General features: G+C 66.9%; 19 protein-coding genes and 1 pseudogene. 9 read left to right on the top strand and 11 right to left on the bottom strand.

Annotation, left to right across the window (positions count from 1 at the left end):
• The first annotated feature begins 63 nt into the window (after nt 1-63).
• The gene (locus ACP7AG_RS17400; protein ID WP_426032363.1) at nt 64-2,319 is read left to right on the top strand and encodes a beta-glucosidase; all 2,256 of its coding nucleotides are present in this window, start codon (nt 64-66) and stop codon (nt 2,317-2,319) included.
• Between the two features lie 49 nt (nt 2,320-2,368).
• Here ACP7AG_RS17400 and ACP7AG_RS17395 read toward each other — a convergent pair whose 3' ends face one another.
• From ACP7AG_RS17395 to ACP7AG_RS17375, 5 genes are all read right to left on the bottom strand, one after another.
• The gene (locus ACP7AG_RS17395) at nt 2,369-3,427 is read right to left on the bottom strand and encodes a LacI family DNA-binding transcriptional regulator (RefSeq protein ID WP_426012902.1); all 1,059 of its coding nucleotides are present in this window, start codon (nt 3,425-3,427) and stop codon (nt 2,369-2,371) included.
• 49 nt (nt 3,428-3,476) lie between these two features.
• Nucleotides 3,477-7,121, bottom strand: a complete 3,645-nt coding sequence (locus ACP7AG_RS17390) for a hydantoinase B/oxoprolinase family protein (RefSeq protein WP_426032361.1) — start codon at nt 7,119-7,121, stop codon at nt 3,477-3,479.
• Nucleotides 7,122-7,217: 96 nt separating this feature from the next.
• Entirely contained in the window at nt 7,218-7,784 is a 567-nt protein-coding gene (locus tag ACP7AG_RS17385; RefSeq protein WP_426012905.1) for a TMEM165/GDT1 family protein, read from the bottom strand.
• Between the two features lie 504 nt (nt 7,785-8,288).
• On the bottom strand, nt 8,289-9,029 hold the full coding sequence (locus ACP7AG_RS17380) for a DUF2793 domain-containing protein (protein WP_426032359.1): 741 nt from the start codon (nt 9,027-9,029) through the stop codon (nt 8,289-8,291).
• Nucleotides 9,030-9,120: 91 nt separating this feature from the next.
• A complete protein-coding gene (locus ACP7AG_RS17375; RefSeq protein WP_426012908.1) occupies nt 9,121-10,128 on the bottom strand; it encodes an NAD(P)H-dependent flavin oxidoreductase in 1,008 nt (335 codons plus the stop codon).
• A gap of 183 nt (nt 10,129-10,311) precedes the next feature.
• Here ACP7AG_RS17375 and ACP7AG_RS17370 point away from each other — a divergent pair, with 183 nt between their 5' ends.
• Both ACP7AG_RS17370 and scpA read left to right on the top strand, forming a co-directional pair.
• Entirely contained in the window at nt 10,312-11,757 is a 1,446-nt protein-coding gene (locus ACP7AG_RS17370; RefSeq protein ID WP_426032391.1) for a methylmalonyl-CoA mutase subunit beta, read from the top strand.
• On the top strand, nt 11,754-13,907 hold the full coding sequence (gene scpA / locus ACP7AG_RS17365; protein WP_426032357.1) for a methylmalonyl-CoA mutase: 2,154 nt from the start codon (nt 11,754-11,756) through the stop codon (nt 13,905-13,907). Before ACP7AG_RS17370 ends, scpA begins: the two co-directional genes overlap by 4 nt.
• A 274-nt stretch (nt 13,908-14,181) precedes the next feature.
• Here the strand turns inward: scpA and ACP7AG_RS17360 are convergent, their stop codons facing one another.
• Together ACP7AG_RS17360 and ACP7AG_RS17355 are read right to left on the bottom strand one after the other, a co-directional pair.
• The gene (locus ACP7AG_RS17360) at nt 14,182-14,646 is read right to left on the bottom strand and encodes a DUF4112 domain-containing protein (RefSeq protein WP_426032355.1); all 465 of its coding nucleotides are present in this window, start codon (nt 14,644-14,646) and stop codon (nt 14,182-14,184) included.
• 45 nt (nt 14,647-14,691) lie between these two features.
• Nucleotides 14,692-15,153 (bottom strand): DUF4112 domain-containing protein, encoded by a 462-nt coding sequence (locus ACP7AG_RS17355; protein ID WP_426013261.1) that lies wholly within the window; start codon nt 15,151-15,153, stop codon nt 14,692-14,694.
• 195 nt (nt 15,154-15,348) lie between these two features.
• Between ACP7AG_RS17355 and ACP7AG_RS17350 the strand changes: the two genes are divergently transcribed.
• Nucleotides 15,349-15,666 carry a heavy metal-binding domain-containing protein gene (locus ACP7AG_RS17350; RefSeq protein WP_426012914.1) on the top strand — a complete coding sequence of 106 codons (318 nt, stop codon included), beginning with the start codon at nt 15,349-15,351 and terminating at the stop codon, nt 15,664-15,666.
• 62 nt (nt 15,667-15,728) lie between these two features.
• Here ACP7AG_RS17350 and ACP7AG_RS17345 read toward each other — a convergent pair whose 3' ends face one another.
• The 3 genes from ACP7AG_RS17345 to rlmJ form a co-directional block, all read right to left on the bottom strand.
• Nucleotides 15,729-16,349, bottom strand: a complete 621-nt coding sequence (locus ACP7AG_RS17345; RefSeq protein ID WP_426032353.1) for a hypothetical protein — start codon at nt 16,347-16,349, stop codon at nt 15,729-15,731.
• A 78-nt stretch (nt 16,350-16,427) separates the two neighbouring features.
• Nucleotides 16,428-17,723, bottom strand: a complete 1,296-nt coding sequence (chrA, locus tag ACP7AG_RS17340) for a chromate efflux transporter (RefSeq protein ID WP_426032351.1) — start codon at nt 17,721-17,723, stop codon at nt 16,428-16,430.
• The gene (rlmJ, locus tag ACP7AG_RS17335; RefSeq protein ID WP_426032349.1) at nt 17,720-18,541 is read right to left on the bottom strand and encodes a 23S rRNA (adenine(2030)-N(6))-methyltransferase RlmJ; all 822 of its coding nucleotides are present in this window, start codon (nt 18,539-18,541) and stop codon (nt 17,720-17,722) included. The genes chrA and rlmJ overlap by 4 nt, the downstream gene beginning before the upstream one ends.
• Before the next feature lie 81 nt (nt 18,542-18,622).
• Here rlmJ and ACP7AG_RS17330 point away from each other — a divergent pair, with 81 nt between their 5' ends.
• Both ACP7AG_RS17330 and ACP7AG_RS17325 read left to right on the top strand, forming a co-directional pair.
• Entirely contained in the window at nt 18,623-18,850 is a 228-nt protein-coding gene (locus ACP7AG_RS17330; protein WP_426012920.1) for a DUF2945 domain-containing protein, read from the top strand.
• A gap of 2 nt (nt 18,851-18,852) precedes the next feature.
• Nucleotides 18,853-19,911 (top strand): DNA topoisomerase IB, encoded by a 1,059-nt coding sequence (locus tag ACP7AG_RS17325; protein ID WP_426032347.1) that lies wholly within the window; start codon nt 18,853-18,855, stop codon nt 19,909-19,911.
• A gap of 116 nt (nt 19,912-20,027) precedes the next feature.
• On the opposite strand, the pseudogene ACP7AG_RS17320 reads toward ACP7AG_RS17325, so the two are convergent.
• Nucleotides 20,028-20,999 (bottom strand): annotated as a pseudogene (locus ACP7AG_RS17320) (helix-turn-helix transcriptional regulator); the annotation flags it as partial.
• Nucleotides 21,000-21,082: 83 nt separating this feature from the next.
• On the opposite strand from ACP7AG_RS17320, the gene ACP7AG_RS17315 reads away from it, so the two are divergent.
• From ACP7AG_RS17315 to ACP7AG_RS17305, 3 genes are all read left to right on the top strand, one after another.
• Nucleotides 21,083-21,427 (top strand): hypothetical protein, encoded by a 345-nt coding sequence (locus ACP7AG_RS17315; protein WP_426032345.1) that lies wholly within the window; start codon nt 21,083-21,085, stop codon nt 21,425-21,427.
• Nucleotides 21,428-21,744: 317 nt separating this feature from the next.
• On the top strand, nt 21,745-22,566 hold the full coding sequence (locus tag ACP7AG_RS17310) for a flagellin (protein WP_426012109.1): 822 nt from the start codon (nt 21,745-21,747) through the stop codon (nt 22,564-22,566).
• Between the two features lie 391 nt (nt 22,567-22,957).
• Nucleotides 22,958-23,508 (top strand): flagellin (locus ACP7AG_RS17305; protein ID WP_426032343.1); only part of this gene is annotated, 551 nt, incomplete at its 3' end.

The raw sequence follows: 23,508 nt of genomic DNA, 5'->3' as shown, positions 1-23,508 counted from the left end.
GTGCTATAAGCAAACAGCGATCGAATGCCTTGAATAGGGCAAGCTTTCTAAGGAAGGAAAAGAATGAAACGACAGCAGATGCGTGGCTTGGCCATGGCCCTGATGCTCTCTACGGCGTTGCCGGCCGCCGCTGCTCACGCCCAGGCCGCCCCCGCGATCTCGGCGAAACCTTGGATGAACACCGGGCTGAGCGCCGATCAACGCGCCGACCTGGTCGTTGCCCAAATGACGCAGGACGAGAAATTGACCCTGGTGTTCGGGTTCTTTGGCTCGAACCAGAAGAAGCCGCAGTTCACGCCTTCGCCGGAAGCCCGCATGGGCTCGGCCGGCTATATTCCCGGCATTCCCCGCCTGGGTGTGCCCGCCCTGTGGGAAACCGACGCCGGCGTCGGTGTCGCCACCCAGCGCGAGACCAGCGATCCCTACCGCGAGCGCACCTCCCTGCCCTCCGGCCTGGCCACCGCCGCCACCTGGAATCCCGAGGTCGCCTACAAGGGCGGCGCGATGATCGGTTCGGAGGCACGGTCGTCGGGCTTCAACGTGCAACTGGCCGGCGGCGTCAACCTGGCGCGCGAACCGCGCAACGGCCGCAACTTCGAATATGGCGGCGAGGATCCGCTACTGGCCGGCGTGATCGTCGGCGCGCAGATCCGCGGCATCCAGTCCAACAACATCATCTCGACCATCAAGCACTGGGCCCTGAACGCCCAGGAGACCGGCCGGATGACGGTCAGCTCCAATGTCGCGGACGACGCCGCCCGGGCTTCGGACTTCCTGGCCTTCGAATTCGCGATCGAACAGTCGAACCCAGGCTCGGTGATGTGCGCCTACAACCGCATCAATGGCGCCTATGCCTGCGAGAACAACTACCTGCTCAACGAGGTGCTGAAGACCGACTGGGCTTATCCGGGCTTCGTGATGTCCGACTGGGGCGGCGTGCACTCCACCGCCAAGGCCGCCAATGCGGGCCTGGACCAGGAGTCGGCCTACACCTTCGACAAACAGCCCTTCTTTGGCGCGCCGCTGAAGGCCGCCGTGGCCGACGGCTCGGTGCCACAGGCGCGCCTGGACGACATGGTCCGCCGCATCACCCGCTCGATGTTCGCCCACGGCCTGTTCGACCATCCGGTCACCCCGGGACCGATCGACTTCGCCGCCCACGCCAAGGTCACCCAGGCCGACGCCGAGGAAGCCATCGTTCTGCTGAAGAACGACGGCCTCCTCCCGCTCCTTTCTGGAAAGGGGGCCAAGACCGCCAAGACGATCGCCGTGATCGGCTCGCATTCCGACGTCGGGGTGCTGTCGGGCGGCGGCTCGTCCCAGGTGTTCCCGATCGGCGGCATGGCGGTGAAGGGCCTGGGCCCCACCGGCTTCCCCGGCCCGATCGTCTATCACCCCTCTTCGCCGTTGAAGGCGTTGCAGGCCAGAAACCCCGGCGCCCGGTTCACCTATAGCGACGGGACCGATCCAGCCGCCGCCGCCAAGCTGGCCGCGCAAAGCGACCTGGTCGTGGTCTTCGCCCACCAGTGGGCGGCCGAGTCGCAGGACTATTCCCTGACCCTGGCCGACGATCAGGACGGCCTGATCGCCGCCGTCGGTGCGGCCAATCGCAAGACCATCGTGGTGCTGGAAACCGGCGGTCCGGTGCTGATGCCTTGGCTCGACAAGGTCGGCGCCGTGGTCGAGGCCTGGTATCCGGGCACCAATGGCGGCGAGGCCATAGCCCGGGTGCTGACCGGCGAGGTCAATCCGTCGGGACGCCTGCCGATCACCTTCCCGCAAAGCGCCGCCCAATTGCCTCGCCAGACGATCGACTGCGACCCGGCCAAGCCGGAGGACTTCTGCGACGTATCCTATGTCGAGGGCGCGGCGGTGGGCTACAAGTGGTTCGACCAGAAGGGCCACCAGCCGCTGTTCGCCTTCGGCCACGGCCTGTCCTACTCGACCTTCGGCTACAGCGGCTTGAAGACCTCGGTGACCGGCGACAAGCTGACCGTCAGCTTCACCGTCAAGAACACCGGCAAGGTCGCTGGTAAGGACGTGCCACAGGTCTATGTCGGTCCCATGGCCGGAGGCTGGGAGTCGCAGCGCCGCCTCGGCGGTTTCAAGAAGGTCGCCCTGGCCCCTGGCGCCAGCACCAAGGTCAGCGTCACGGTCGATCCACGCCTGCTGGCCACCTTCGACTCCAAGGGCAAGACCTGGGAGATCGCGGGCGGATCGTATGAAGTGTCGCTGGGCTCCTCGTCCCGGGCGCTTTCGGCCAAGGCGAACGTGACGGTGGCGGCCAAGTCGCTGCCGGTGTCGTACGACGGAAAATAGAGCGAAAGGGCGGAGCGGCGGTGGCCGCTCCGCCCCCTTTCTCGCAATATTAGGACGCTTTCGGCGCCGGCCCCGTTGAGGCGCGGACCATCAGTTCGAAAGGCAGCATCTGACTGCCCGCCGTCAGCTTCTCGCCCGAGGCGCTGGCCATAATCAGCATGTCGGCGGCCTTCTCGGCCATCCGGGCCACCGGCTGGCGCACCGCCGTCAGCGACGGAACGCTCAGCCGCACCCCGATCGAATCGTCATAGCTGAGGATCGACAGGTCGCCCGGCACCGCCAGGCCACGCGCCTGGGCCACGCTGACCACGCCCAGCGCCATCTGGTCGTTGGAGGCCATGATTGCGGTCGGCGGCAAAGCCAAGTCCAGCAAGGCGTTGGCGCCGGCGACCCCGGCCTCGAACGTGAAGTCGCCCTTGTAGATCCAGTCGTCGGGAACAGCCTGGCCAGCCGCCTCCATGGTCGCCACGAAGGTCTCGACCCGCAGGATGGAGGACGAGAACTTGTAGTCCCCGGCGATCATGCCGATCCGCCTGTGACCCAAGCCCAGCAAATGCTTGGTCGCCTGCCGCGCGGCGGCCCGGTCGTCCATATAGACCCGCGGCCCCTGCCCCTTGACGGGGGTGTTGAGCCGCACGAACGGGATACTTCGCTTTTTTAGAGCCGCCAGCACCACCGGGTTCTCGCAGTTGGGCGGCGTCAGGATCACGCCGTCGGGCTGCAGCGACGACAGGACCGCAGTGATCTGTTTCTCCAACTGGTCGGACTCCCGATCGACCAGCTCGAACATCAGGTGATAGCCCGACTGCTCGCAGCGCAGCATGGCGCCATAAAGCATCTGGTCGATCCACTCGTTACCGCGTTCGCTGCGCCAGTTGTCCAGGGTCAGGCGGCGGTCGTTGAAGGCGACCAGCAGGTAGGAACGCGAACCGGCCATGGTGCGGGCGGCCTTGCTGGGGCTGTAGCCCAGCTTCTCGACGGCCGCGAGCACGCGTTCCTTCAGGTCCGGCGTGACGTTGGGCTCATTGTTGAGCACTCGCGACACCGTCTTGACCGACACGCGCGCCTTCTCGGCGACATGGATGATCGTGGCCGGCCGCTTCGCCATGCAGAATCCATTCCCCCGCTTCAGATTCGAGCCTAGCGACCGCGAAACCTTATGTCTGCCCCCGGACGTCAGACGATGGTGCGGCGCCACCAGTCGGCGCCGGTTCGCCGTACCCGCCGCCACCCGGCGTCTCGATGACGATCACATCGCCGGCCAGCATCTCGGCCGCATCGGTGGCCCCGAGGGCCAGCACGCTTCCGTTCGCCCGCTCGACCCGCGCCGCGCCCAACTGCCCCGCCCCGCCGCCAGCCAGACCGAACGGCGCCACGCGGCGTCGGTTGGATAGCAGGGTGGCGGTCATCGGCTCACGGAAACCGATCCTGCGCACCACGCCGTCGCCGCCATGATGCGCACCGACGCCGCCTGACCCCCGCCGGATCGAGAAAGCCTCGACCAGCACCGGATAGCGACTCTCCAGCACCTCGGGATCGGTGAGGCGGCTGTTGGTCATGTGGGTCTGGACCGCGTCGGCGCCGTCGAAGTCCGGACCGGCCCCAGCCCCCCCGCAGATAGTCTCGTAGTACTGCCGCCGGTCGTCGCCGAAGGTGAAATTGTTCATCGTGCCCTGGGCGGCGGCCATCACACCCAACGCGCCATAGAGGGCGTCGACCACCACCTGGCTAGTCTCGACATTGCCGGCCACCACCGCCGCCGGATAGCGCGGCTTGAGCATGGAGCCTTCCGGAATGACCAGCTCGACCGGCCGCAGGCAACCGTCGTTCATCGGGATCTCGTCATCGACCAGGGTCCGGAACACGTACAGCGCCGCCGCCCGGCAGATCGAGGCCGGGGCGTTGAAATTGGTTGGGACCTGATCGCTGGTGCCGGCAAAATCGACCCGCGCCGCGCGGGCCGCGCGATCGACGGTGATGGCCACCTGCACCACGCTGCCGTCGTCCAGCTCGTAGGCGAAGGCGCCGTCCGACAGGGTCGCCAATACTCGCCGCACGGCCTCCTCGGCATTGTCCTGCACGTGAGCCATATAGGCCTCGATCACATCCTGGCCGAACTCGGCGACCAACCCGGTCAGGCTCTCGGCCCCGCGCGCGCAGGCCGCGACCTGGGCCTTGAGGTCGCCGATGTTCTGGTCGGGATTGCGGGCCGGCCAACGGCCCGAGGCCAGCAAGGTCCGCACCTCGGCCTCCAGGAACCGTCCGCCCTCGACCAGCAGGACGTTCTCGATCAGCACCCCCTCCTCCTCGACCGTCCGGCTGTTGGGCGGCATCGAGCCCGGCGTGATGCCGCCGATGTCGCCCTGGTGGCCCCGGGCTGCGACGTAGAAGATCAGAACCCCGGCCGCGTCGAACACCGGCATCACCACCGTGACGTCCGGCAGGTGAGTGCCGCCGTTGTAGGGCGCGTTGAGCATGTAGACGTCGCCGGGTTTCATGCCCCGGCCATCGCCGTCGCGCGCCTCGCGGATGGCTCGAACGCTGTCGCCCATCGAGCCCAGATGCACCGGCATGTGCGGGGCGTTGGCGATCAGGTTGCCGTCCCGGTCGAACAGGGCGCAGGAAAAGTCCAGCCGCTCCTTGATATTGACCGAATAGGCGGTGTTCTGCAGAGCGAAACCCATCTCCTCGGCCACGGCCATGAACAGGTTGTTGAACACCTCCAGCATCACCGGATCGGCCGCCGTGCCCACCGCCTGGCGCTTGGCCAGGGCGACGACGCGGTCGAGGATCAGGTTGAGGTGCGCATCGACCGTGGCTTGCCAGCCGGGCTCGATCACGGTGGTCCCGGTGGCCTCGCGGATGATGGCCGGACCGGCGATCGTTGCGGCGATTGGCAAGGCGGCGCGGTCGAACACCGGCGTGGCGTGTTCCAAGCCGGCCATGCGGGTGAGCACCGTGGCCAAGGCCTCGACGTCGCCGGCCGGGGCAGCGCCCAGATCGGGCGCGGTCCCGGCGTCGGCGTGACCGATGGCCTCGACCGCCAAGGCCTCAACCATCAAGGCTGTACTGGGCGAGATAAAGCCAAAGCGCCGCTGATGCAGGGTCTCGAACGCGGTGCGCACGGCCGCTGCATCGCCCAGCGGTACGCGAAGGGGCGTATCGGTCCCAGCATATTTGACCAGCAGGCTGGAGATCGTCTCGACACGGATCAACGGCACATCTTGCCCGCGTAGGGCCACCTCGGCTTCGCTGGCCAAAACCGCAGCGCGCTCGACCAAGTCGCTGGCGTCGGACAGCGGTTGCTCGACGGTCGCCTCCCGCAGGATCCGCAGTTCGGCCAGGCCCATGCCGTAGGCGCTGAGCACGCCGGCGAACGGGTGGATCATCACCTTGGACATGCCAAGCGCGTCGGCCACCAGGCAGGCATGCTGTCCGCCGGCCCCGCCGAAACAGGCCAGCACATAGCGGGTGACATCGTAGCCGCGCTGGATCGAGATCTGCCGCACGGCCTTGGCCATGTTCTCCACGGCGATGGTCACGAAGCCCTCGGCGATCTGGGCGGGGCTCATATCTCGGCCGGTCGCGGTCAGGATCTCGCCGGCCATGGCCTCCAAGCGCGCCATGACGATGTCGCGGTCCAGCCGCTGATCGGCGTGCGGCCCAAACACCGCCGGGAAGAACTCGGGCGACAGCTTGCCCAGCATGACATTGCAATCGGTCACCGTCAGCGGCCCGCCGCGCCGGTAGCAGGCGGGACCGGGATTGGCGCCGGCCGAGGCCGGTCCCACCCGGAACCGCGCCCCGTCAAAGACGCAGATCGAGCCGCCGCCGGCCGCCACGGTGTGGATGTTCATCATCGGCGCGCGCATCCGCACGCCCGCCACCACGGTCTCGTAGGCCCGCTCATATTCGCCCGCGAAGTGGCAGACGTCGGTCGAGGTGCCGCCCATGTCGAAGCCGATGACGCGGTCGAAACCGGCTTGGGCGGCGGTCTTGGCCATGCCCACCACGCCGCCGGCCGGCCCCGACAGGATGGCGTCCTTGCCCCGGAAGGCGTGGGCGTCGGTCAGGCCGCCATTGCTCTGCATGAACAGCAGCCGGGTCTCGCGGCCCCCCTCTTTCGCCTTGAGGGCACTGGCGACCTTGTCGACATAGCGGCGCAGGACCGGCGATAGGTAGGCATCGACCACCGTGGTGTCGCCCCGCCCCACCAGCTTCATCAGCGGGCTGACCTCGTGGCTGACCGACACCTGGCTGAAGCCGATATCGCGCGCGATGGCGGCGACACGCGCCTCGTGGTCGGTAAAGCGAAAGCCATGCAGCAGCACGATGGCCACCGCGCGAAAGCCGGCGTCGAAGGCGGCCCGCAGACCGTCGCGCGCGGAGGCCTCGTCCAGCGGTCGCAGAACGGCGCCCTCGACGGTCATCCGTTCGTCGATCTCGACCACCCGGGTGTAGAGCGCCTCGGGTTTGACGATCTTGCGGTCGAACAGCTTGGGCCGCGCCTGGTAGCCGATCCGCAGGGCGTCGGCATGGCCCTTGGTGATCGCCAGCACCGTCGGCTCGCCCTGGCGCTCAAGCAGGGCGTTGGTGGCCACGGTGGTGCCCATCTTGACCGCGTCGACGGCGGTCTCGGCGCCCAGCAAGGCCCGCACGCCCGCCACGGCGGCGTCGTCATACTGCTCGGGGTTCTCGGACAGCAGCTTGTGGGTGACCAGGGTCCCGTCGGGACGCCGCGCGACGATGTCGGTGAAGGTGCCGCCGCGATCAATCCAGAACTCCCAGCCGCGTTCGGTCATTCATGGCCCCTTGGTCAGAGGTCCCTTTTCGCGCTGGGGAAGGTTCACATCAAGGGCGCCTCGCGATCCTTCTCCCCCTTGCGGGCGAAGGAGACGTCAACGCATCGCCTCGATCGCCGCCCAGATCCCCAGGCCCAGGAAAACCAGCGCCGCGCCCATGCGGACATATTTGAGCGGCACGACCTTGGTCACCGCCTCGCCGAAATAGACCGCCGGCACGTTGGCGACCATCATGCCCAGGGTGGTGCCGGCCGCGACCAGCAGCACGTTGTGGAAGCGCGCGCCCAGAGCGATGGTGGCGATCTGGGTCTTGTCGCCCATCTCGACCAGGAAGAAGGCGATGGTTGTGGTCAGGAACACGCCGTAGCGACCCTTGCCGCCGGGCATGTCGTCATCGACCTTGTCGGGGATCAGGGCCCAGGCGGCCATGGCGATGAACGAGACGGCGATCGCCCACTTGAACCAGGTTCCGCCGAAGAAGTCCGAGGCCAGCGAGCCGGCCAGCGCCGCCAGGGCGTGGTTGGCCAGGGTGGCGACCAGTATGCCCAGGATGATCGGCACGGGCTTTTTGAAGCGCGTGGCCAGGATGATGGCCAAGAGCTGGGTCTTGTCGCCGATCTCGGCGATGGCCACCACGAGGGCCGACACAAACAGGGATTCCATGGATCAGGTACCGTCAGGGCCGAGCGCATGCCAATAGCGTCGGAGACCCCGCCCAGCCCGGAACGGAAACCGACGCCATTGGTCTCGCCGCGGAAGCCTGTCGGCTTCCTCCACCCGCGCCATGATCTCACCCCTCTTGAAGAAGGAAGACCAAGTATGTTGACGACGGGCCCCGCTGATCGGTGCGGGCGGCTACTCCCCAAAGGTGAGCGGTTGGTAGCGGCGCGAGACGCGGCGGTCAATGCGCGTCTGCCGGTCGAAAGGTCGCGCCCGATGCCCAGGGACTTCGCAAGCCGGTCGCCAGTCTGACGCTGGCCAAGCCGTTCCCGTTAGACCTGTCGGCCATCGAGGGGGCCCCTCCGTTGTCATCCCGGACGAGCGCGCTGCGCGAAGATCCGGAACCGACGCGTGAAGGCAGGCGCTTCCGGCGGTCCCGGATCTGCCCCCGGCTTTCGCCGGGGTTGTCCGGGATGACGGCGGTGGGGGGTTGTGAGTTTGCCGCCTCTAGGGAACCACCCCCGCCCCATCGAAGCGCATGACGTGGATCGCCACCCGCACCTTGCCGCCGGTGAAGCTGCCGCCGGCCGCCGTGATCACCACCGCAGTGTCGGCGTAGTAGGCCGTCGGCCCCACCACCCCGACATTGTTGGTGTTCTTTGCGACGCCCAGGCCCGAGCCGAACTTCGCCGTGTCACCGCTGACGCCGCAGCTGTAGGAAGTCGCGCCCGTCACCGCGACGCTGGTGCGGGTCGAGACGCCCAGGACGATCGCGCGGTTGGGGATGACCACCGTGGTGGCGGTCGAAGCGCCCGACAGGGTGACTTCCTGTTCGACGATCTCGAACCGCGTATTGGCGCCGAACGGCGACTTGGCCGCTGTCACGGCCTTGAAGGTCGCGGCCAGGGGCGTCCAGGTCGCGCCGTCGGAGATTACCGCATGGCCCTCGTCCTTGACCCAGGCCAGCCAACCGGCCGCCGGGGTCAGCGCCTCCCAGGCCCCAGCCTCGAACCGGGTGAGCAATCCCGCCGCCTTGCCGGCCCAGAAGGCCCCGGTCGCGGCGGCGGGCAGGATATGGATCGCGCCGTCGGCTGGCGCGACGGGCTGGGCGACGATCGTGCGGCTCTCGACCGCGAGCTGAACGAGACCGTCCAGCCGGGCGAAGGCCTCGTTGACCGTGATGTGTTTCTGGGCCTGGCCTGCGGCTACATAGGGCAGCGACAGGCGGGGGGTGGCGTCGTCGGACATGAGCGGCTCCTGGAGGTTTCAAGGCCTCCATTCTCGCCCCGCCGCGAGTGACGGAGGACCGACGCGGGTCGATCCCCCTCTTCGTCCCCGTCTACTGGGCCGCGAAAGCCAGGCGGGCGCCCGATGTGAAGGCCGTCTTGGCCGCCAGCTCCGCCTTCGCATCCTCGTATTGCTCCGCGAACTTGGCCACCAGCTCGCCGGCGGTCAGCACCGCGTCGATCGCCCCGACGCCCTGGCCCGAACCCCAGATATCGCGCCAGGCCTTGGCGTCCTGGTTGCCACCCGAGCCAAAGTTCATGGCCGAAGGATCGCTGACCGGCAGGTTTTCCGGATCGAGACCGGCCCGGACGATCGACTGGCGCAGGTAATTGCCGTGCACCCCGGTGAAGAGGTTGGAATAGACGATGTCGTTGGCCGAGGCCTCGACGATGGTGTCCTTGTAGCCCTGCGGGGCATTCGCCTCGGCGGTGGCGATGAACGCCGAGCCGATATAGGCCAGGTCCGCGCCCATGGCCTGGGCGGCCAGGATCGATCGGCCGCACGCGATCGCGCCCGACAGCGCCACCGGCCCGTCGAACCAGGCGCGGATTTCCTGCACGAGGGCGAAGGGCGACAGGGTGCCGGCATGGCCGCCCGCCCCGGCCGCCACCGGGATCAGGCCGTCGGCGCCCTTCTCGATGGCCTTGTGGGCGTGGCGGTCGTTGATCACGTCATGCAGGGTGATGCCGCCGTAGGAGTGGATGGCCGCATTGAGGTCCTCGCGCGCGCCAAGCGAGGTGATGACCACGGGCGCCTTGTGCTTGACGCACATCTCGATGTCTTCCTCGAGCCGGTTATTGCTCTTGTGGACGATCTGATTGACCGCGAACGGCGCCGAGGGCGCTTCGGGATGGGCGCGGTCATAGGCGGCCAATTCTTCCGTGATCCGCGCCAACCACTCGTCCAGCTGCGAGATCGGTCGGGCATTGAGGGCCGGGAACGATCCGACGATCCCCGCCTTGCACTGGGCGATGACCAGGTCCGGGTTGCTGATGATGAACAGCGGAGACGCAATGACAGGCAGGCGCAGGCGGTCGCGCAGGATCGGCGGCAAGGCCATGGACGTCGTCTCCTCTTGGGTCTTCCGGGGGCGACCACTCCGGGCCGCTCATGTAATCAGCGTTAGCTTAAACGCTCGTTCGTGGCATGTGCAAGCGCTTGACCTACCCTAGGGCAGAGAGGCATCTGCTGGTCAAAACAAGAAAATGCTGCACTGCAGGAGAGAAACGACGTGACTGAGGCGATCACGCCGCTGGCCGAGGATTTCGGCCCCCCGGACGAAACTAAGTGGCTGGCCCTGGTCGAGAAGACCCTGAAGGGCCAGAGCTTCGACGACGCCCTGATCACCCAGACTTCCGATGGCATTGCGATTCGGCCCCTCTATACGGCCAAGGACGGCGCGGTCGTGGTGCGCGACCTGCGCGCCCGCGACGCCGATCGTCCGTGGGACCTGCGGATGCGCGCCGCCCATCCTGATCCCCGCCAGACCGCATCCGAGATCATGAAGGACCTGGAGAACGGCGCGGCTTCGGTTCTGCTGGCCATCGATCCGACGGGACAGAGCGGTGTCGCCGTCGGCGCCGTGCAGGACCTGGCCCTGGCGCTGAACGGCGTGATGCTGGACCTGGCGCCCGTCGCCCTGGACGCCGGGTTCCTGGGTCCCAAGGCCGCCGACTGGCTGGGGACGCTGGCCAAGTCGGCCCCCAACGCGCCCCTGGCCTTCCACATGGATCCGCTGACTGCCTTCGCCGAGGCGGGCGTCTCTCCCGGCCCGATCGAGGGCCACCTGATCGCTGCGGCGACGGTCGGCGCGCGGCTGTCGGAGACCTACGCCAAGGCCAGGCTGTTCCTGGCCACCGGCCGCGCGGCGCACGAGGCCGGCGGGTCCAATACCGAGGAGCTGGCGATGATGACCGCCAGCGCCGTGACCTACGCCAAGGCCTTGGTCCGTGCCGGCCTGTCGATGGAGGAGGCCTTCTCGCGTATCGTCTTGGGCGTCAGCCTCGACGCAGAATATTTCACCGGCGTCGCCAAGGTTCGCGCCGCTCGGGCCCTGTGGGCGAGGATCACCGACGCGTGCGGCGTTTGCGTTCCGGCCGTGATCGAGGCCCGCTCCTCCAACCGCATGCTGACGAAGGCCGACGCCTGGACCAACCTGCTGCGCCTGACCTCGGCGGCCTTCGCCGGCGCCGCCGGCGGAGCCGACGCCGTCGTGCTGGGCGCCTTCACCGACGCCCTCGGCCTGCCCACCGCCTTTGGCCGGCGCCAGGCGCGCAATACCCAGCTGGTGCTGATGGAAGAAAGCCACCTGGGCCGCGTCGCAGATCCGGCCGGCGGGGCGTGGTATCTCGACAACCTCACCGACCTGCTGGCCCGCGCCGCGTGGGGCGGTTTCCAGGCCATCGAGGCTGACGGCGGCATCGTAAAAGCCCTGGAAAGCGGCCTGATCGCCGATATCGTCGCCGACACCTGCGAGGCCCAGGCTGCCCAGTTCGCCGACAAGAGCCGCAAGATCCTGGGCGTCACCGCCTTCCCCAACGCCGCCGACAAGCCTGCCGAGGTGGCTACGCCTGATCTTTCCGACTTCGCGCTGGAAGGGCCCAGCACCCGCGTGCCGGGACCGGACTCCAAGTGCCGGCCCATGACCCCGATTCGTTTCGCCGCCGCCTTCGAGGGCGCTGTCGCATGAGCAAGTTCCCGAATTTCGCCGACATCGCCTTCGAGACCGGCGCCACCGCCGACGCGCCCGCTGATGGCCCCGTCTGGAACACGCCCGAAGGCGTCGGTGTCGCAGCGTCGTTCACGCAGGCCGATGTCGAGGGCCTGGACTTCACCGGCGGCTATCCCGGCGTCGCGCCCTATCTGCGCGGCCCCTACCCGACCATGTATGTCACCAATCCGTGGACGGTGCGGCAGTATGCCGGCTTCTCGACTGCCGAGGACAGCAACGCCTTTTACCGGCGCAACCTGGCGGCGGGTCAGATGGGTCTGTCCGTGGCCTTCGACTTGGCCACCCACCGCGGCTATGACAGCGACCATGAGCGGGTGAAGGGCGATGTCGGCATGGCCGGCGTGGCCATCGACTCCATCCTCGACATGCGCACGCTCTTCAGCGGCATCCCGCTCGACAAGATGAGCGTGTCGATGACCATGAACGGCGCGGTGTTGCCGATACTGGCGCTCTACATCGTCGCCGCCGAGGAGCAGGGCGTCAGCGCCGACAAGCTGTCGGGGACCATCCAGAACGACATCCTCAAGGAGTTCATGGTCCGCAACACCTACATCTATCCGCCCGCCCCCTCGATGCGGATCATCTCGGACATCTTCGCCTACACCTCGACGCACATGCCGAAGTTCAACTCGATCTCGATCAGCGGCTATCACATGCAGGAGGCCGGGGCCTCGGCCGACCTGGAGCTGGCCTATACCCTGGCCGACGGCGTCGAATACGCCCGCGCGGGGGTCGCGGCCGGCATGAGCATCGACACCTTTGCCCCGCGCCTGTCGTTCTTCTGGGCGATCGGCATGAACTACTTCATGGAGGTCGCGAAAATGCGCGCGGCCCGGCTGCTTTGGGCCGGGCTGATGAAGCGCGAGTTCGCGCCGAAGGACGAGCGCTCACTGTCCCTGCGCACCCACAGCCAGACCTCTGGCTGGTCGCTGGCGGCGCAGGACGTGTTCAACAACGTGCCGCGCACCTGCGTCGAGGCCATGGCGGCGGTCAACGGCCAGACCCAGAGCCTGCACACCAACGCCCTGGACGAGGCCCTGGCCCTGCCCACCGACTTTTCGGCCCGCATCGCCCGCAACACCCAGCTGTTCCTGCAGATGGAAAGCGGTACGACCCGTGTCGCCGACCCGTGGGGCGGGTCCTACTATGTCGAGCGCCTGACCCACGACCTGGCCGTCCGCGCCCTCGCCCATATCGAGGAGGTCGAGGCGGCCGGCGGCATGGCTCGCGCAATCGAGCAGGGCATCCCCAAGCTGCGCATCGAGGAAGCGGCCGCCAAGACCCAGGCCCGCATCGACGCCAATCGCCAGAGCGTGGTGGGCGTCAACCGCTACAAGCCGGAGGTGGAAGACGTCATCCCGATGCTGAAGGTCGACAACTCGTCGGTCCGCGCCCAGCAGCTGGAAAAACTGGCCCGCCTGAAGGCCGCGCGTGATCCTGCCAGGACGGCCGCCGCGCTGAAGGCCCTGGAAGACGGCGCGCGGGGCGCCGAGAACCTGCTGGCCCTGGCCGTCGATGCGGCCCGCGCCCACGCCACGGTCGGCGAGATCAGCCTGGCCATGGAGAACGTCTTCGGCCGTCATCGGGCCACCATCCAGTCGATCGAGGGCGTCTATGGCAAGGAGGCCGGCGCCGATCCCAAGGCCGCCCGGGCCCGCGCCATGGTCGCGGCCTTCCAGGAGGCCCACGGGGCCCCGCCTCGCATCCTGGTCGCCAAGATGGGCCAGGATGGCCACGATCGGGGCCAGAAGGTGATCGCCAGCGCCTTCTCCGACCTCGGCTTCGACGTCGACATCGGCCCGCTGTTCCAGACCCCGGCCGAGGCCGCGCAGCAGGCCGTGGCCCACGACGTCCACATCGTCGGGGCCTCGTCCCTGGCGGCCGGACACCTGACCCTGGCGCCTGAACTGAAGGCCGAACTGGCCAAGCAGGGACGCGGCGACATCATGATGGTGGTCGGCGGCGTGATCCCGCCCCAGGACTTCGACGCCTTGCGGCAAGCCGGCGCGGCGGCGATCTTCCCGCCGGGCACGGTGATCGCCGAGGCGGTCATCGAGCTGCTGGAAAAGCTGAACAAGCAGTTGGGGTATACGCAGGGGGAAGGGTGAACGAGGTGCGAGGCGGCGACGTCCTGCGTCTGATCGAAGTGGCTGACAGCTCGATCCTGCATGACCTCAGGGTCAAGGCCGAACTCGACGCTCGGCATGGCGTGACCGACTATTGGTGGTCGATGCTTATGGCCGCCGGATTTTCGTCCATCGCGATCCCGCGGCCAATGGATACGGCGAGATCAACGAGCTCAATCGCAACGGCGAGGTCGCGCCCCTGGCCTTTCCGGATTTGACGGTCAAGGTTCCGACCTGCCGACTGGCGACTGAAGCCCTACCGCTTGCCCACCTTGACCTTCCGCTTCTTGCGGGTCTTGATGTCGATGTCATCGGGCAGACCGTGCTTGGACTCGATGTCCTTCTGCAGAGCCTTGGCGGCCATCAGGTGGCCGGGGAACAGGGTATCGACCGCCCAGCCCAGCATCGGCACGGTGTCGGACAGGTTGTCGGCGGCCAGATAGGCGGCCATCCGGGCCATCGTGGCGGCAGAGGCTCTGGCTTGCATGGCGTGGTAGAGCAGCACCCCGCCCGCACCCAGGCCGTAGGCCAGACCCACGCCGGGCACCCAGGCCAGAACGCCGTCCAGGCCAATGCCGAAGGGGCCAATGCCGATCAAGCGATCGGACAGGCGCTTGATGGTCTCGGCGTGCCGCCAGGCCTGATGGGCCTTATGGCGGTGGGAGGAAGGGCCTTCGTCGACGACGTAGCCCTCAAGGGTTTCGGCGGTGCGCTCGGTCATGTCAGTTCAACGCGCCTCTACGAACTTGGTTGTCTGAACGCCAAACTAGCCCAGAAACACGACACGGCGTTTTTCCTTGCCGGCCCGAATTCGCTCCAGAAGGTCACGATATTCGGCCGTGCCCTGGACATCCTTGCGCGTGCCCTCGAAATAGATCGTGTCGTCCATGTGCTTGGTCAGCATGTCGGCCGACCACTTGTGGCCGGTGAACAGCATGTCGGCGATCTTGCCGGCCACCGGCACCGCGCCGGCGACGGTGTCGATCAGGATGATGGCGACGATCTGCACCACGATCATCGGCGCGGCGCGCGCTCGCACGGCGTCGATGACGATCAGCCCCCCGGCTCCCAAGCTGTAGAGCTCGCCCGCCCCCGGGATCCAGGTCAGCAGGCCGTCCAGGCCGATGCCCAGCGGCCCAATCCCGACCACGTTGTCGGACAGCTTCTTCACCCGCTCGACGTTGTTGCGGATATTGTGAAGATCCAAATGCGATTTGGCGAAGATCACCCGGCGGCCCCCAGCAGCGGAAGCGGTCAATCTGCCTTAACCACGGGCGCGCAGGAAGTGGTCAAAGCGCAGTTTCCCGCGTCAGGCGAAACCCCGACGCAAATACTTCGCGCCGGAAGGGAGCCCCTCGCGGATCAGCGGGTTTATGCTTAAGTTAACGGCGACGCGCCGATGGCGGCTGAGGGGGACTTACCGATGCTGATCTCGACCACCCCCTTTATCGAGGGCCGGCCGGTCCAGGATTACAAGGGCGCGATCTACGCCCAGTCGATCCTCGGCGCCAACGTGGTGCTGGATCTGATGGCGGCAATCCGCGACTTTATCGGCGGCCACTCGAAATCCTATGAGCGCGTGTTGGCCAGGGCCCGCGAAGACGCCATGAAGGCCCTCGTCAAAGAGGCCGAAAAACTGGGCGCAAACGCCATACTGGCTGTCGATCTCGACTACAACACCGTCGGACCGAACGGCTCGATGATGATGGTTTCGGTATCCGGGACGGCTGTCGTGCTTTAGCTAGCGCGGCAACGACAGGCCAAACCAACCGCTCACCCCGGCGGATGCCGGGATGAGCGGTATTAAAGAGCGGCCAGCCGCTTGGCCCGAGCTACCCAGGCGTCGCGCTCGGCGCGGCCCTTCAAGTTCAGCTGGGTATCGAACTTGGCCAAGTCCTTGGCGCTCCAGGCGGCGATCTCGGCGAAGCGGGTCACGCCCAGCTCGGCCAGCGCCACCGCCAGCTTGGGGCCGATGCCGACCAGCAGCGTCAGATCGTCGGCGGTCGCCTCTACGGTCTCGACGGCGGCTTCGACCACGGGTTTGGCTATAGCCTTTGCGGTTTCCACAGCTTCGGTCGTAGCGACTTCGGCGGTATCGAGCGTCTCCTCGATCGCTTCAGCGACGGCCTCGATCACGGGCGCGGGTTCGACGGGCTCCGCCATCTCGACCGGGGCGAGGTCAAGCGCGGGCGCCTCGATGACTGGGGCAATGAAAGGTTCGGACCCCGGCGCCTTGAGCGAGGGCGCCATCAACGCCTCGACATTGACCGCCTCGCGCCAGCGCGCCGACCACCACCACCAGGTTGCGCCCGCCATGGCGGCGCTACCGAACATCAGCCACAGGGGCGAGACGGCGCCGGCCAACAGATAGGAGCCTTTTTCAGGGTCGAGCTTGGCGGGTTCGGGCAGGAGTGAGAGGGTCATGGCGCGGGCTCCAACAACCGTTTTGTTGCAGCGCAGCATAACACGGTTTCCAATATCGCAAGCGCGAAAATCTTGACCCTAGGTCAAGCCCGCAGCGCCCAGCGCCAATCCAGCGGCCACCATCACGGCGACCACCGCCAACACCGGCATGCGCGACGCCAGCACCAGCCCGCAGGCCAGGCCTGTCAAGCCGAGCGCCCCGAGATTGAGGCTGGCCAGGTCCGGAAGTTCAGTGCGCAGCGGTCCCCAGGTCTTCACCCCGCCGACCCTGAACAGCAGGTGGATGGCAAACCACACCGCCAGGTTCGCGATCACGCCGACAGCGGCGGCCGAGACCAGGGCCAGGGCCCGTGCTGGCCTGGGCTTGGTCCTCAGCCGCTCGACGAACGGACCGCCGGCGAAGATCCATAGGAACGATGGGGCGAATGTGGTCCAGGCGGCCATCAAACCCCCGGCCAAGGCGGCGAGCCAGGCCCATCCTTCCGGCGCGGTTTGGTAGCCGCCGACGAAGCCGACGAACACGAAGACCAGCACCAGCGGCCCCGGCGTGGTCTCGGCCAGGCCCAGGCCGTCGAGCATCTGGGTTGGGGTCAGCCAGCCATAGGACCCCGCCGCCTGGCCGACATAGGCCAGCGCCGCATAGGCTCCGCCGAAACTGACCACCGCCAGCGTGCTGAACACCCCGCCGATCCGGGCCAGGGGCGATCCCGGCGCGACAGCCAGCGCCAGCGCCACCGGCGCGAGCCAGACGGCAAGGCAGATCACGGCCGTGCGCCAGGTGGGCTGCGCGTCCACCGCGTTGGGCTCAGCCTCGACGACCGGGCCGCCGCCCAGGGTCCAACCGGCCACGCCGGCGGCCAGGATGATCAGCGGGAACGGCAGGGCTGTCGCGGTCAGGGCCAGGAAGGCCAGGCCGGCCGCCCACCATCCCGCCGCGCCCTTGATCGCCCGGCCGCCCATGCGGATCACGGCCTGCAGCACCAAGGCCACCACGGCCGCCTTCAATCCCAGCAGAGCCGGTCCGGCCCAGGCTTCGCGGCCATGGGAGACGTACAGGGCCGACAGCCCGAGCATCACCAGCAGGCCCGGCAGCACGAACAGCAGCCCCGCCGCGATCCCGCCGCGCACGCCATGCAGCCGCCAGCCGAGCCAGGTCGCCAATTGCTGCGCCTCGGGTCCGGGCAGCAGCATGCAGAAGCTGAGGGCGTGGGCGAAACGCGCCTCGTCGATCCAGCCGCGCTGCTCGACCACCTCCTTGTGCAGCAGGGCGATCTGGCCGGCGGGGCCGCCAAAGCCGAGACACCCAACCTTTAGCCAAACCCAGAACGCTTCACGGAAGGTGGGGCGGAAACTGGGGCGGGCCGATGGCGTCACGCGCGCCAGATCCTCGCCTTGGCGCCGACGTCGCCGAGATTCCCGGCCAACCAGGTCGTGGCCTCGGTGATCGCCGCTTCCGTGGACTTCGGCGCGCCGACCATGACCATCGCGCAACCGTTCATCTTCATCGGGTCCGTCAGTGGGCGAAGGCGCAGTTCGGCAGCTAGCGCGTCGTTGGTGACGGTTTCCATGGCGCGCATGAAGGCGTCGAAGGTTTCCAGGTCCTTGAGCGGCATCCAGGCGGCGATCACCGCGTGCCGGTCCTTGGCCAGCACCGCCTTGGTCGTGGCGACGATCTGGGCGTAGTCGTCGCTGCGCTCGAACGGCGGGTCGATCAGCACGAAGGTCCGGCCGCCCTTCCCCGCCAAGGCCGCGGCGGTGGCATAGCCGTCACCCTTGATCGCCTCGGCGAAGGCGTAGGGCTTCACGGTGCGGCGCAAGCTGTCGAACTCGTCGGGCCGCAGCTCGCAGGCGGTGTAGCGGTCGGTCCTGCGCAGGCCGCCGGCGATGAGCAGCGGCGAGCCAGGATAGAGCGAACCGTCGCCGCCGCCGTTCAGCGCCTTCACCGCCGCGACCAGAGGCGCCAACACCGCCGGGACGTTCTTCATCGCCAACAGCCGACCAATCCCCGCCGCCGCCTCGCCCGACCGCAGGGCCATCTCGCCGCCCAGGTCGTAGGCCCCGGCCCCGGCATGGGTGTCGATCACCGACAGCGGACCGTCCTTGGCGGTCAGGGCCGCCAGCAGCGCCAGCAGGATCGCGTGCTTCTGCAGGTCAGCGAAATTGCCGGCGTGGAAGGCGTGTCGGTAGTTCATATCTGGCGCGTCGCTCCCGGAACCGACGATCCGTCTATCACGTTGGCGAATAAACAAGACCGCACGATATGGGAGCACGCCATGGCGTCGCATTTTTCGAAGGGCGACAAGGTCACCTGGACCTGGGGCGCGCACAAGGCTCACGGCCAGGTCGCCGAACGCTTCGAGCGCCGGGTCCAGCGCACCATCCAAGGCGAAAAGATCGTCCGCAATGGCAGCCGCGCCGCGCCGGCCTATCTGGTCACCCAGGAGGACGGCGGCCAGGCGTTGAAATCCCAATCCGAACTGCATCCTTCAAGGAGCGAGTGACCATGGCCCGCGACATTGCGGAGACGACCCCCGCCGAACGCACCCTGCTGGCCTATGTCAACGACCAGGAGCAGGGCCTGCGCCGCGTCGCCGACGGCAAGGGCTTTTCCTATGTCGATGAGGACGGCAAGACGGTGACGGACGAGGCGACCCTCGACCGCATCAAGGCCCTGGCCATCCCGCCGGCCTGGACCAGCGTCTGGATCTGTCCCGACGCCAACGGTCACATCCAGGCAATCGGCCGCGACCAGAAGAACCGCAAGCAGTACCGCTACCACACCGAATGGCGGGCCGACCGCGACGCGCGCAAGTACGACCGCATGTCCGACTTCGGCCGCTCCTTGCCCAAGCTGCGCAAACGGGTCGAGCGCGATCTGGCGCGTCGCGGCCTGCCGCGCGAGAAGGTGCTGGCCGCCGTGGTCAGCCTGCTGGAACTGACCCTCATTCGGGTCGGCAACGACGTCTACGCCAAGCAGAACAACAGCTTTGGCCTGACCACCATGCGCAAGCGGCACCTGAAGCTGAACGGCGGCGGGGCAGTCTTTGAATTTGTCGGCAAGAGCGGCAAGAAGCACAAGACCGGCTTTCGCGACCGCCGTCTGGCCCGGATCGTCGCCGCCTGCCAGGAGCTGCGCGGCCAACGGTTGTTCCAGTATTTGGATGACGACGGTCAACGCCGGGCGATCGAGAGCAGCGACGTCAACGACTACATCCGGTCCGCGTGCGGCGACGAATTCTCGGCCAAGGACTTCCGCACCTGGTACGGCTCGCTGGCGGCGATGGAGGCCCTGGGCACCAGCCCGGCGCCGGCGACCCAGACCGAGGCCAAGCGCACGCTCAACACCTGCGTCAAGGCCGTCGCCGGCCTGCTGGGCAATACCCCGGCGGTGTGCCGCGCGGCCTATATCCACCCCAAGGTGCTGGAAGCTTTCCAGACCAGCCAACTGCCGAAGCGAAAGGCCTCGTCGCCGAGGGCAATGGAGCTCGCGCTGCTGCGGCTGGTGGCGTCACAAAATCCTTCTCCCCTTGCGGGAGAGGGTGGCGGCTCAGCCGTTGAATGAGGGGTCGTACCGACCCCGAAACCGCGATCGGCGCCTCAGTCTGCAGCGGAGTCGGTTTTCGACCCCTCCGTCGGCCTTAGGCCGCCACCTTTTCCCGCAGGGGGAGAAGGAAGATCGTGCGCCATCAGCGCCGCCTTCAACTCTTCGACCATCAAGGCCTTCAACCCCGCCGGCGAGACGATCTCCACCGCGTCGCCCCAGGTGAAAAGGTGCCAGGCGAGCTCCCGCATGCCGCTTGCCCGGAAGGCCACGCTCACGGATCCGTCCGGCTCGCGCGACACCACCTGGCTAGGGTGGAAGCGCCAGCGCACGGCGTCGTCGGCGCGGCTGGGGCCGATGCGCAGGACCACGTCCTCGATGTCGCCGTGATAGATCCCGAAGCTCTCGGCGGCGAAGACCGGCAGCGAGAAGTCGGCCGGCGGGGGCGCCGGCTCGTCGAGCACGCCCACGGCCTCCATGCGGTCCAGCCGGAAGGTGCGCGGACGGGGGTCCTTGCCCTCCACCGCCACCAGATAGTTGCTGTGACCGAAAAGGATGCCCAGCGGCGTGACCTTGCGGGTCCGGCCCGGCGCGCTGCCGCCCTCGTAGCGGAAGGACAGGGCCTGCAGCGCCTTGACGGCCGTGCGGATGGCCCCCAGGACCTGGGCGTCCTCGAACGGACGGGGGCCCGGATGGATGGCGATGGTCTCGGCCTGGATCAGGGCTTCGAGATCCGGAGCCACCCGGCGGCGGGCCGAGCCGCGCAAGGCAGACATCAGCTTGCGCTCCAGAGCCTGCAACGACGCGGCCCGCCCGGCCGCTCCCCCCGCAGCGTAGCTGTCGGCGGCGGTGCGCAGTGCGGCCAGTTCCTCGGCGGTCGGTGTCTGAAACAGGCTGTCCAGACCAGATGGGATGCGGAAACGCTTGGTGGGCGGATCGTCGATGGCTTCCATCTGCGGAAAGGCGGCCCAGACCGCGTCGCGCATCCGTTCGGCGGTGCGTCGCCCCACCTCCATCGCGCGGGCCATCTCGTCCAGGGTCATGCCCTCGGACGAGCCAGCCAGCATCCGGGCGAGGTCCAGCAGTTTGGTCGCCTTGTCGTGCCGCATGGCGAAACCAATACGACCGTTTTTGTCGCAACGCATCCTTAAAAGCAGAGTCCAGCAACTCGCGCCGTCTCGGAGCCTCGATCATGAACCGTCTCGCCTGCCAGGACTGGCACACCGCCCCGGTCAGCGCCGCGATGATCTCGGCCGTGCTCGACTTCGCTGACATCCATCGCGATCTCGGCGGCGGCCGCACCCTACTGAGGCTGAGCCCCGAGCGGGTGTTGCGGGCCGACATCATTCTGCTGCTGGGCCGCGACGCCGAGCGCGCCGCCGACGTCGGCCTTGTCTGGAACGACCGCGAGGACCAGATCGTCCGGATCATCGACGACGCAGCCCTCCGCGTCACTCGCCAAGCCGCGTGGGAAGACGCCTTCGACCTTTTCGACCACGACGACCGCGACCAGACGCCGCATCGCCTGAGCGCCTGAGCGCCTGAGCGCCTGAGCGCCTGAGCGGAACGTCTGGACGTTTGGCCGCAGCGAAAAACAACCCGAGGCGGCGGCCGAAAGATAAGGTCGAGAAAATACCCCAGTTTTGTATCAAATCTTTCGACAACGCGACAGATCGACACGTGTACCTTAGGTTTTATATATATTGACCCGACACAAATACCCGCGACGACAGATCTTGCCGGTTCCAACAATTCCTCTTCATAGCTCGTAAACCGACATCGACCATTCTGGTGGCGAGCAAAACGCTCCCGGCAGTCAAAATGACGTCGGATGCCTTGAATAGGACGACGACCATGGGTCTCAATAGCATCAACACGAACTCGGGCGCGATGATCGCCCTGCAAAACCTGAACACCACGAACTCGGAACTGCAGGTTACGCAACAACGCATCAACACCGGCAAGAAGGTCGGTAGCGCCAAGGACAACGGCGCGATCTGGGCGACCGCCAAGGTCCAATCCTCGTCCGCCTCCTCATTGAACGCCGTCAAGGACTCGCTGCAACGCGGTCAATCGACGATCGACGTGGCCCTGGCCGCCGGCGACACCGTCACCGACCTGTTGGGCAAGATGAAGGAAAAGGCCCTCGCCGCGTCCGACACCTCGCTGAACACCGCCTCATTCAACGCCCTGGCCGCCGACTTCACCTCGCTGCGCGACCAGATCACCAAGGCTGTCACCAACGCCAAGTTCAATGGCGTGAGCATCGCCGATGGTTCGACCACAAAGCTGACCTTCCTGGCCAACTCGGACGGTTCGGGCTTCACCGTGTCGGCCAAGACCATCTCGCTGGCCGGTCTGGGCATGAGCGCGACGTCGACCTTCACCACCGCCGCGGCCGCCAAGACCATGATCGCTACGGTCACCAACGCCCTGGGCACCGCGGCCAACAAGCTGGCCTCCTTGGGCACCAGCTCCACCGGCCTCGACACCCATCTGACCTTTGTCGGCAAGCTGCAAGACAGCCTGGACGCCGGCGTCGGCAACTTGGTGGACGCCGACCTGGCCAAGGAAAGCGCCAAGCTGCAGTCGCTGCAAACCAAGCAGCAACTGGGCGTGCAGGCGCTGTCTATCGCCAACCAGTCGTCCTCGTCGATCCTGAGCCTGTTCCGTTAATCGACGGCCTTTTGCGTTCATCATACCTTTGGGGGCGGGTCTTCGGACCCGCCCCCTTTTTCGTGCCCCAGAGTCTAAATTTCAACAACGACAGCCTGGCCGCTACAGGATTTAGTCCACTCGTGGCGATGCGCCACCAGGGATCGATTTTGAGTCTCTCGTGTAAAGTGTAGAGATTTATAGTTATCTCTTGACCGAGAGTTCGCCAAGGCTGCTCGAAAGAATAGAATCGATCGGCAAGTGTTAATGCCTAACGCGGCGTTAGCTACATCCCAAAACTAGCTGCGACATTTTTACAATATCGAAAGCATGACCGTGGAGAGTGGGCCCCGAGCAAAACGCTCCTGACTGTCAAAATGACGTCAGACACCTTGAATGGGAACTTGCCGAAATGGCTTTGAACAGCATCAACACGAACTCGGGCGCGATGATCGCCCTGCAAAACCTGAACACCACGAACTCGGAACTGCAGGTTACGCAACAACGTATCAATACCGGCAAGAAGATCGGTAGCGCCAAGGACAATGGCGCGATCTGGGCGACGGCCAAGACCCAGTCGAGCACGGCCAGCTCGCTGAACTCCGTCAAGGACTCGCTGCAACGCGGTCAATCGACGATCGACGTGGCCCTGGCCGCTGGCGACACCGTCACCGACCTGCTGGGCAAGATGAAGGAAAAGGCCCTCGCCGCTTCCGACACCTCGCTGAACACCTCGTCGTTCAACGCCCTGGCCGCCGACTTCAACTCGTTGCGCGACCAGATCACCAAGGCCGTGACCAACGCCAAGTTCAATGGCGTGAGCATCGCTGATGGTTCGACCACCAAGCTGACCTTCCTGGCCAACTCGGACGGTTCGGGCTTCACCGTGTCGGCCAAGACCATCTCGCTGGCCGGTCTGGGCATGAGCGCGACGTCGACCTTCACCACCGCCGCGGCCGCCAA

The sequence above is a fragment of the Caulobacter sp. DWP3-1-3b2 genome, assembly GCF_049896325.1.
Lineage (GTDB): Bacteria > Pseudomonadota > Alphaproteobacteria > Caulobacterales > Caulobacteraceae > Caulobacter.
Note: the sequence above shows the minus strand (reverse complement) of the source record. Positions and strands in the feature narration are given on the sequence as shown.

What these genes read in the sequence shown, in the direction of transcription:
- ACP7AG_RS17400 (WP_426032363.1), top strand. Translation starts at nt 64, where the DNA reads ATGAAACGACAGCAGATGCGTGGCTTGGCCATGGCCCTGATGCTCTCT.
- ACP7AG_RS17395 (WP_426012902.1), bottom strand. Translation starts at nt 3,427, where the DNA reads ATGGCGAAGCGGCCGGCCACGATCATCCATGTCGCCGAGAAGGCGCGC.
- ACP7AG_RS17390 (WP_426032361.1), bottom strand. Translation starts at nt 7,121, where the DNA reads ATGACCGAACGCGGCTGGGAGTTCTGGATTGATCGCGGCGGCACCTTC.
- ACP7AG_RS17385 (WP_426012905.1), bottom strand. Translation starts at nt 7,784, where the DNA reads ATGGAATCCCTGTTTGTGTCGGCCCTCGTGGTGGCCATCGCCGAGATC.
- ACP7AG_RS17380 (WP_426032359.1), bottom strand. Translation starts at nt 9,029, where the DNA reads ATGTCCGACGACGCCACCCCCCGCCTGTCGCTGCCCTATGTAGCCGCA.
- ACP7AG_RS17375 (WP_426012908.1), bottom strand. Translation starts at nt 10,128, where the DNA reads ATGGCCTTGCCGCCGATCCTGCGCGACCGCCTGCGCCTGCCTGTCATT.
- scpA (WP_426032357.1), top strand. Translation starts at nt 11,754, where the DNA reads ATGAGCAAGTTCCCGAATTTCGCCGACATCGCCTTCGAGACCGGCGCC.
- ACP7AG_RS17360 (WP_426032355.1), bottom strand. Translation starts at nt 14,646, where the DNA reads ATGACCGAGCGCACCGCCGAAACCCTTGAGGGCTACGTCGTCGACGAA.
- ACP7AG_RS17350 (WP_426012914.1), top strand. Translation starts at nt 15,349, where the DNA reads ATGCTGATCTCGACCACCCCCTTTATCGAGGGCCGGCCGGTCCAGGAT.
- ACP7AG_RS17345 (WP_426032353.1), bottom strand. Translation starts at nt 16,349, where the DNA reads ATGACCCTCTCACTCCTGCCCGAACCCGCCAAGCTCGACCCTGAAAAA.
- rlmJ (WP_426032349.1), bottom strand. Translation starts at nt 18,541, where the DNA reads ATGAACTACCGACACGCCTTCCACGCCGGCAATTTCGCTGACCTGCAG.
- ACP7AG_RS17330 (WP_426012920.1), top strand. Translation starts at nt 18,623, where the DNA reads ATGGCGTCGCATTTTTCGAAGGGCGACAAGGTCACCTGGACCTGGGGC.
- ACP7AG_RS17325 (WP_426032347.1), top strand. Translation starts at nt 18,853, where the DNA reads ATGGCCCGCGACATTGCGGAGACGACCCCCGCCGAACGCACCCTGCTG.
- ACP7AG_RS17315 (WP_426032345.1), top strand. Translation starts at nt 21,083, where the DNA reads ATGAACCGTCTCGCCTGCCAGGACTGGCACACCGCCCCGGTCAGCGCC.
- ACP7AG_RS17310 (WP_426012109.1), top strand. Translation starts at nt 21,745, where the DNA reads ATGGGTCTCAATAGCATCAACACGAACTCGGGCGCGATGATCGCCCTG.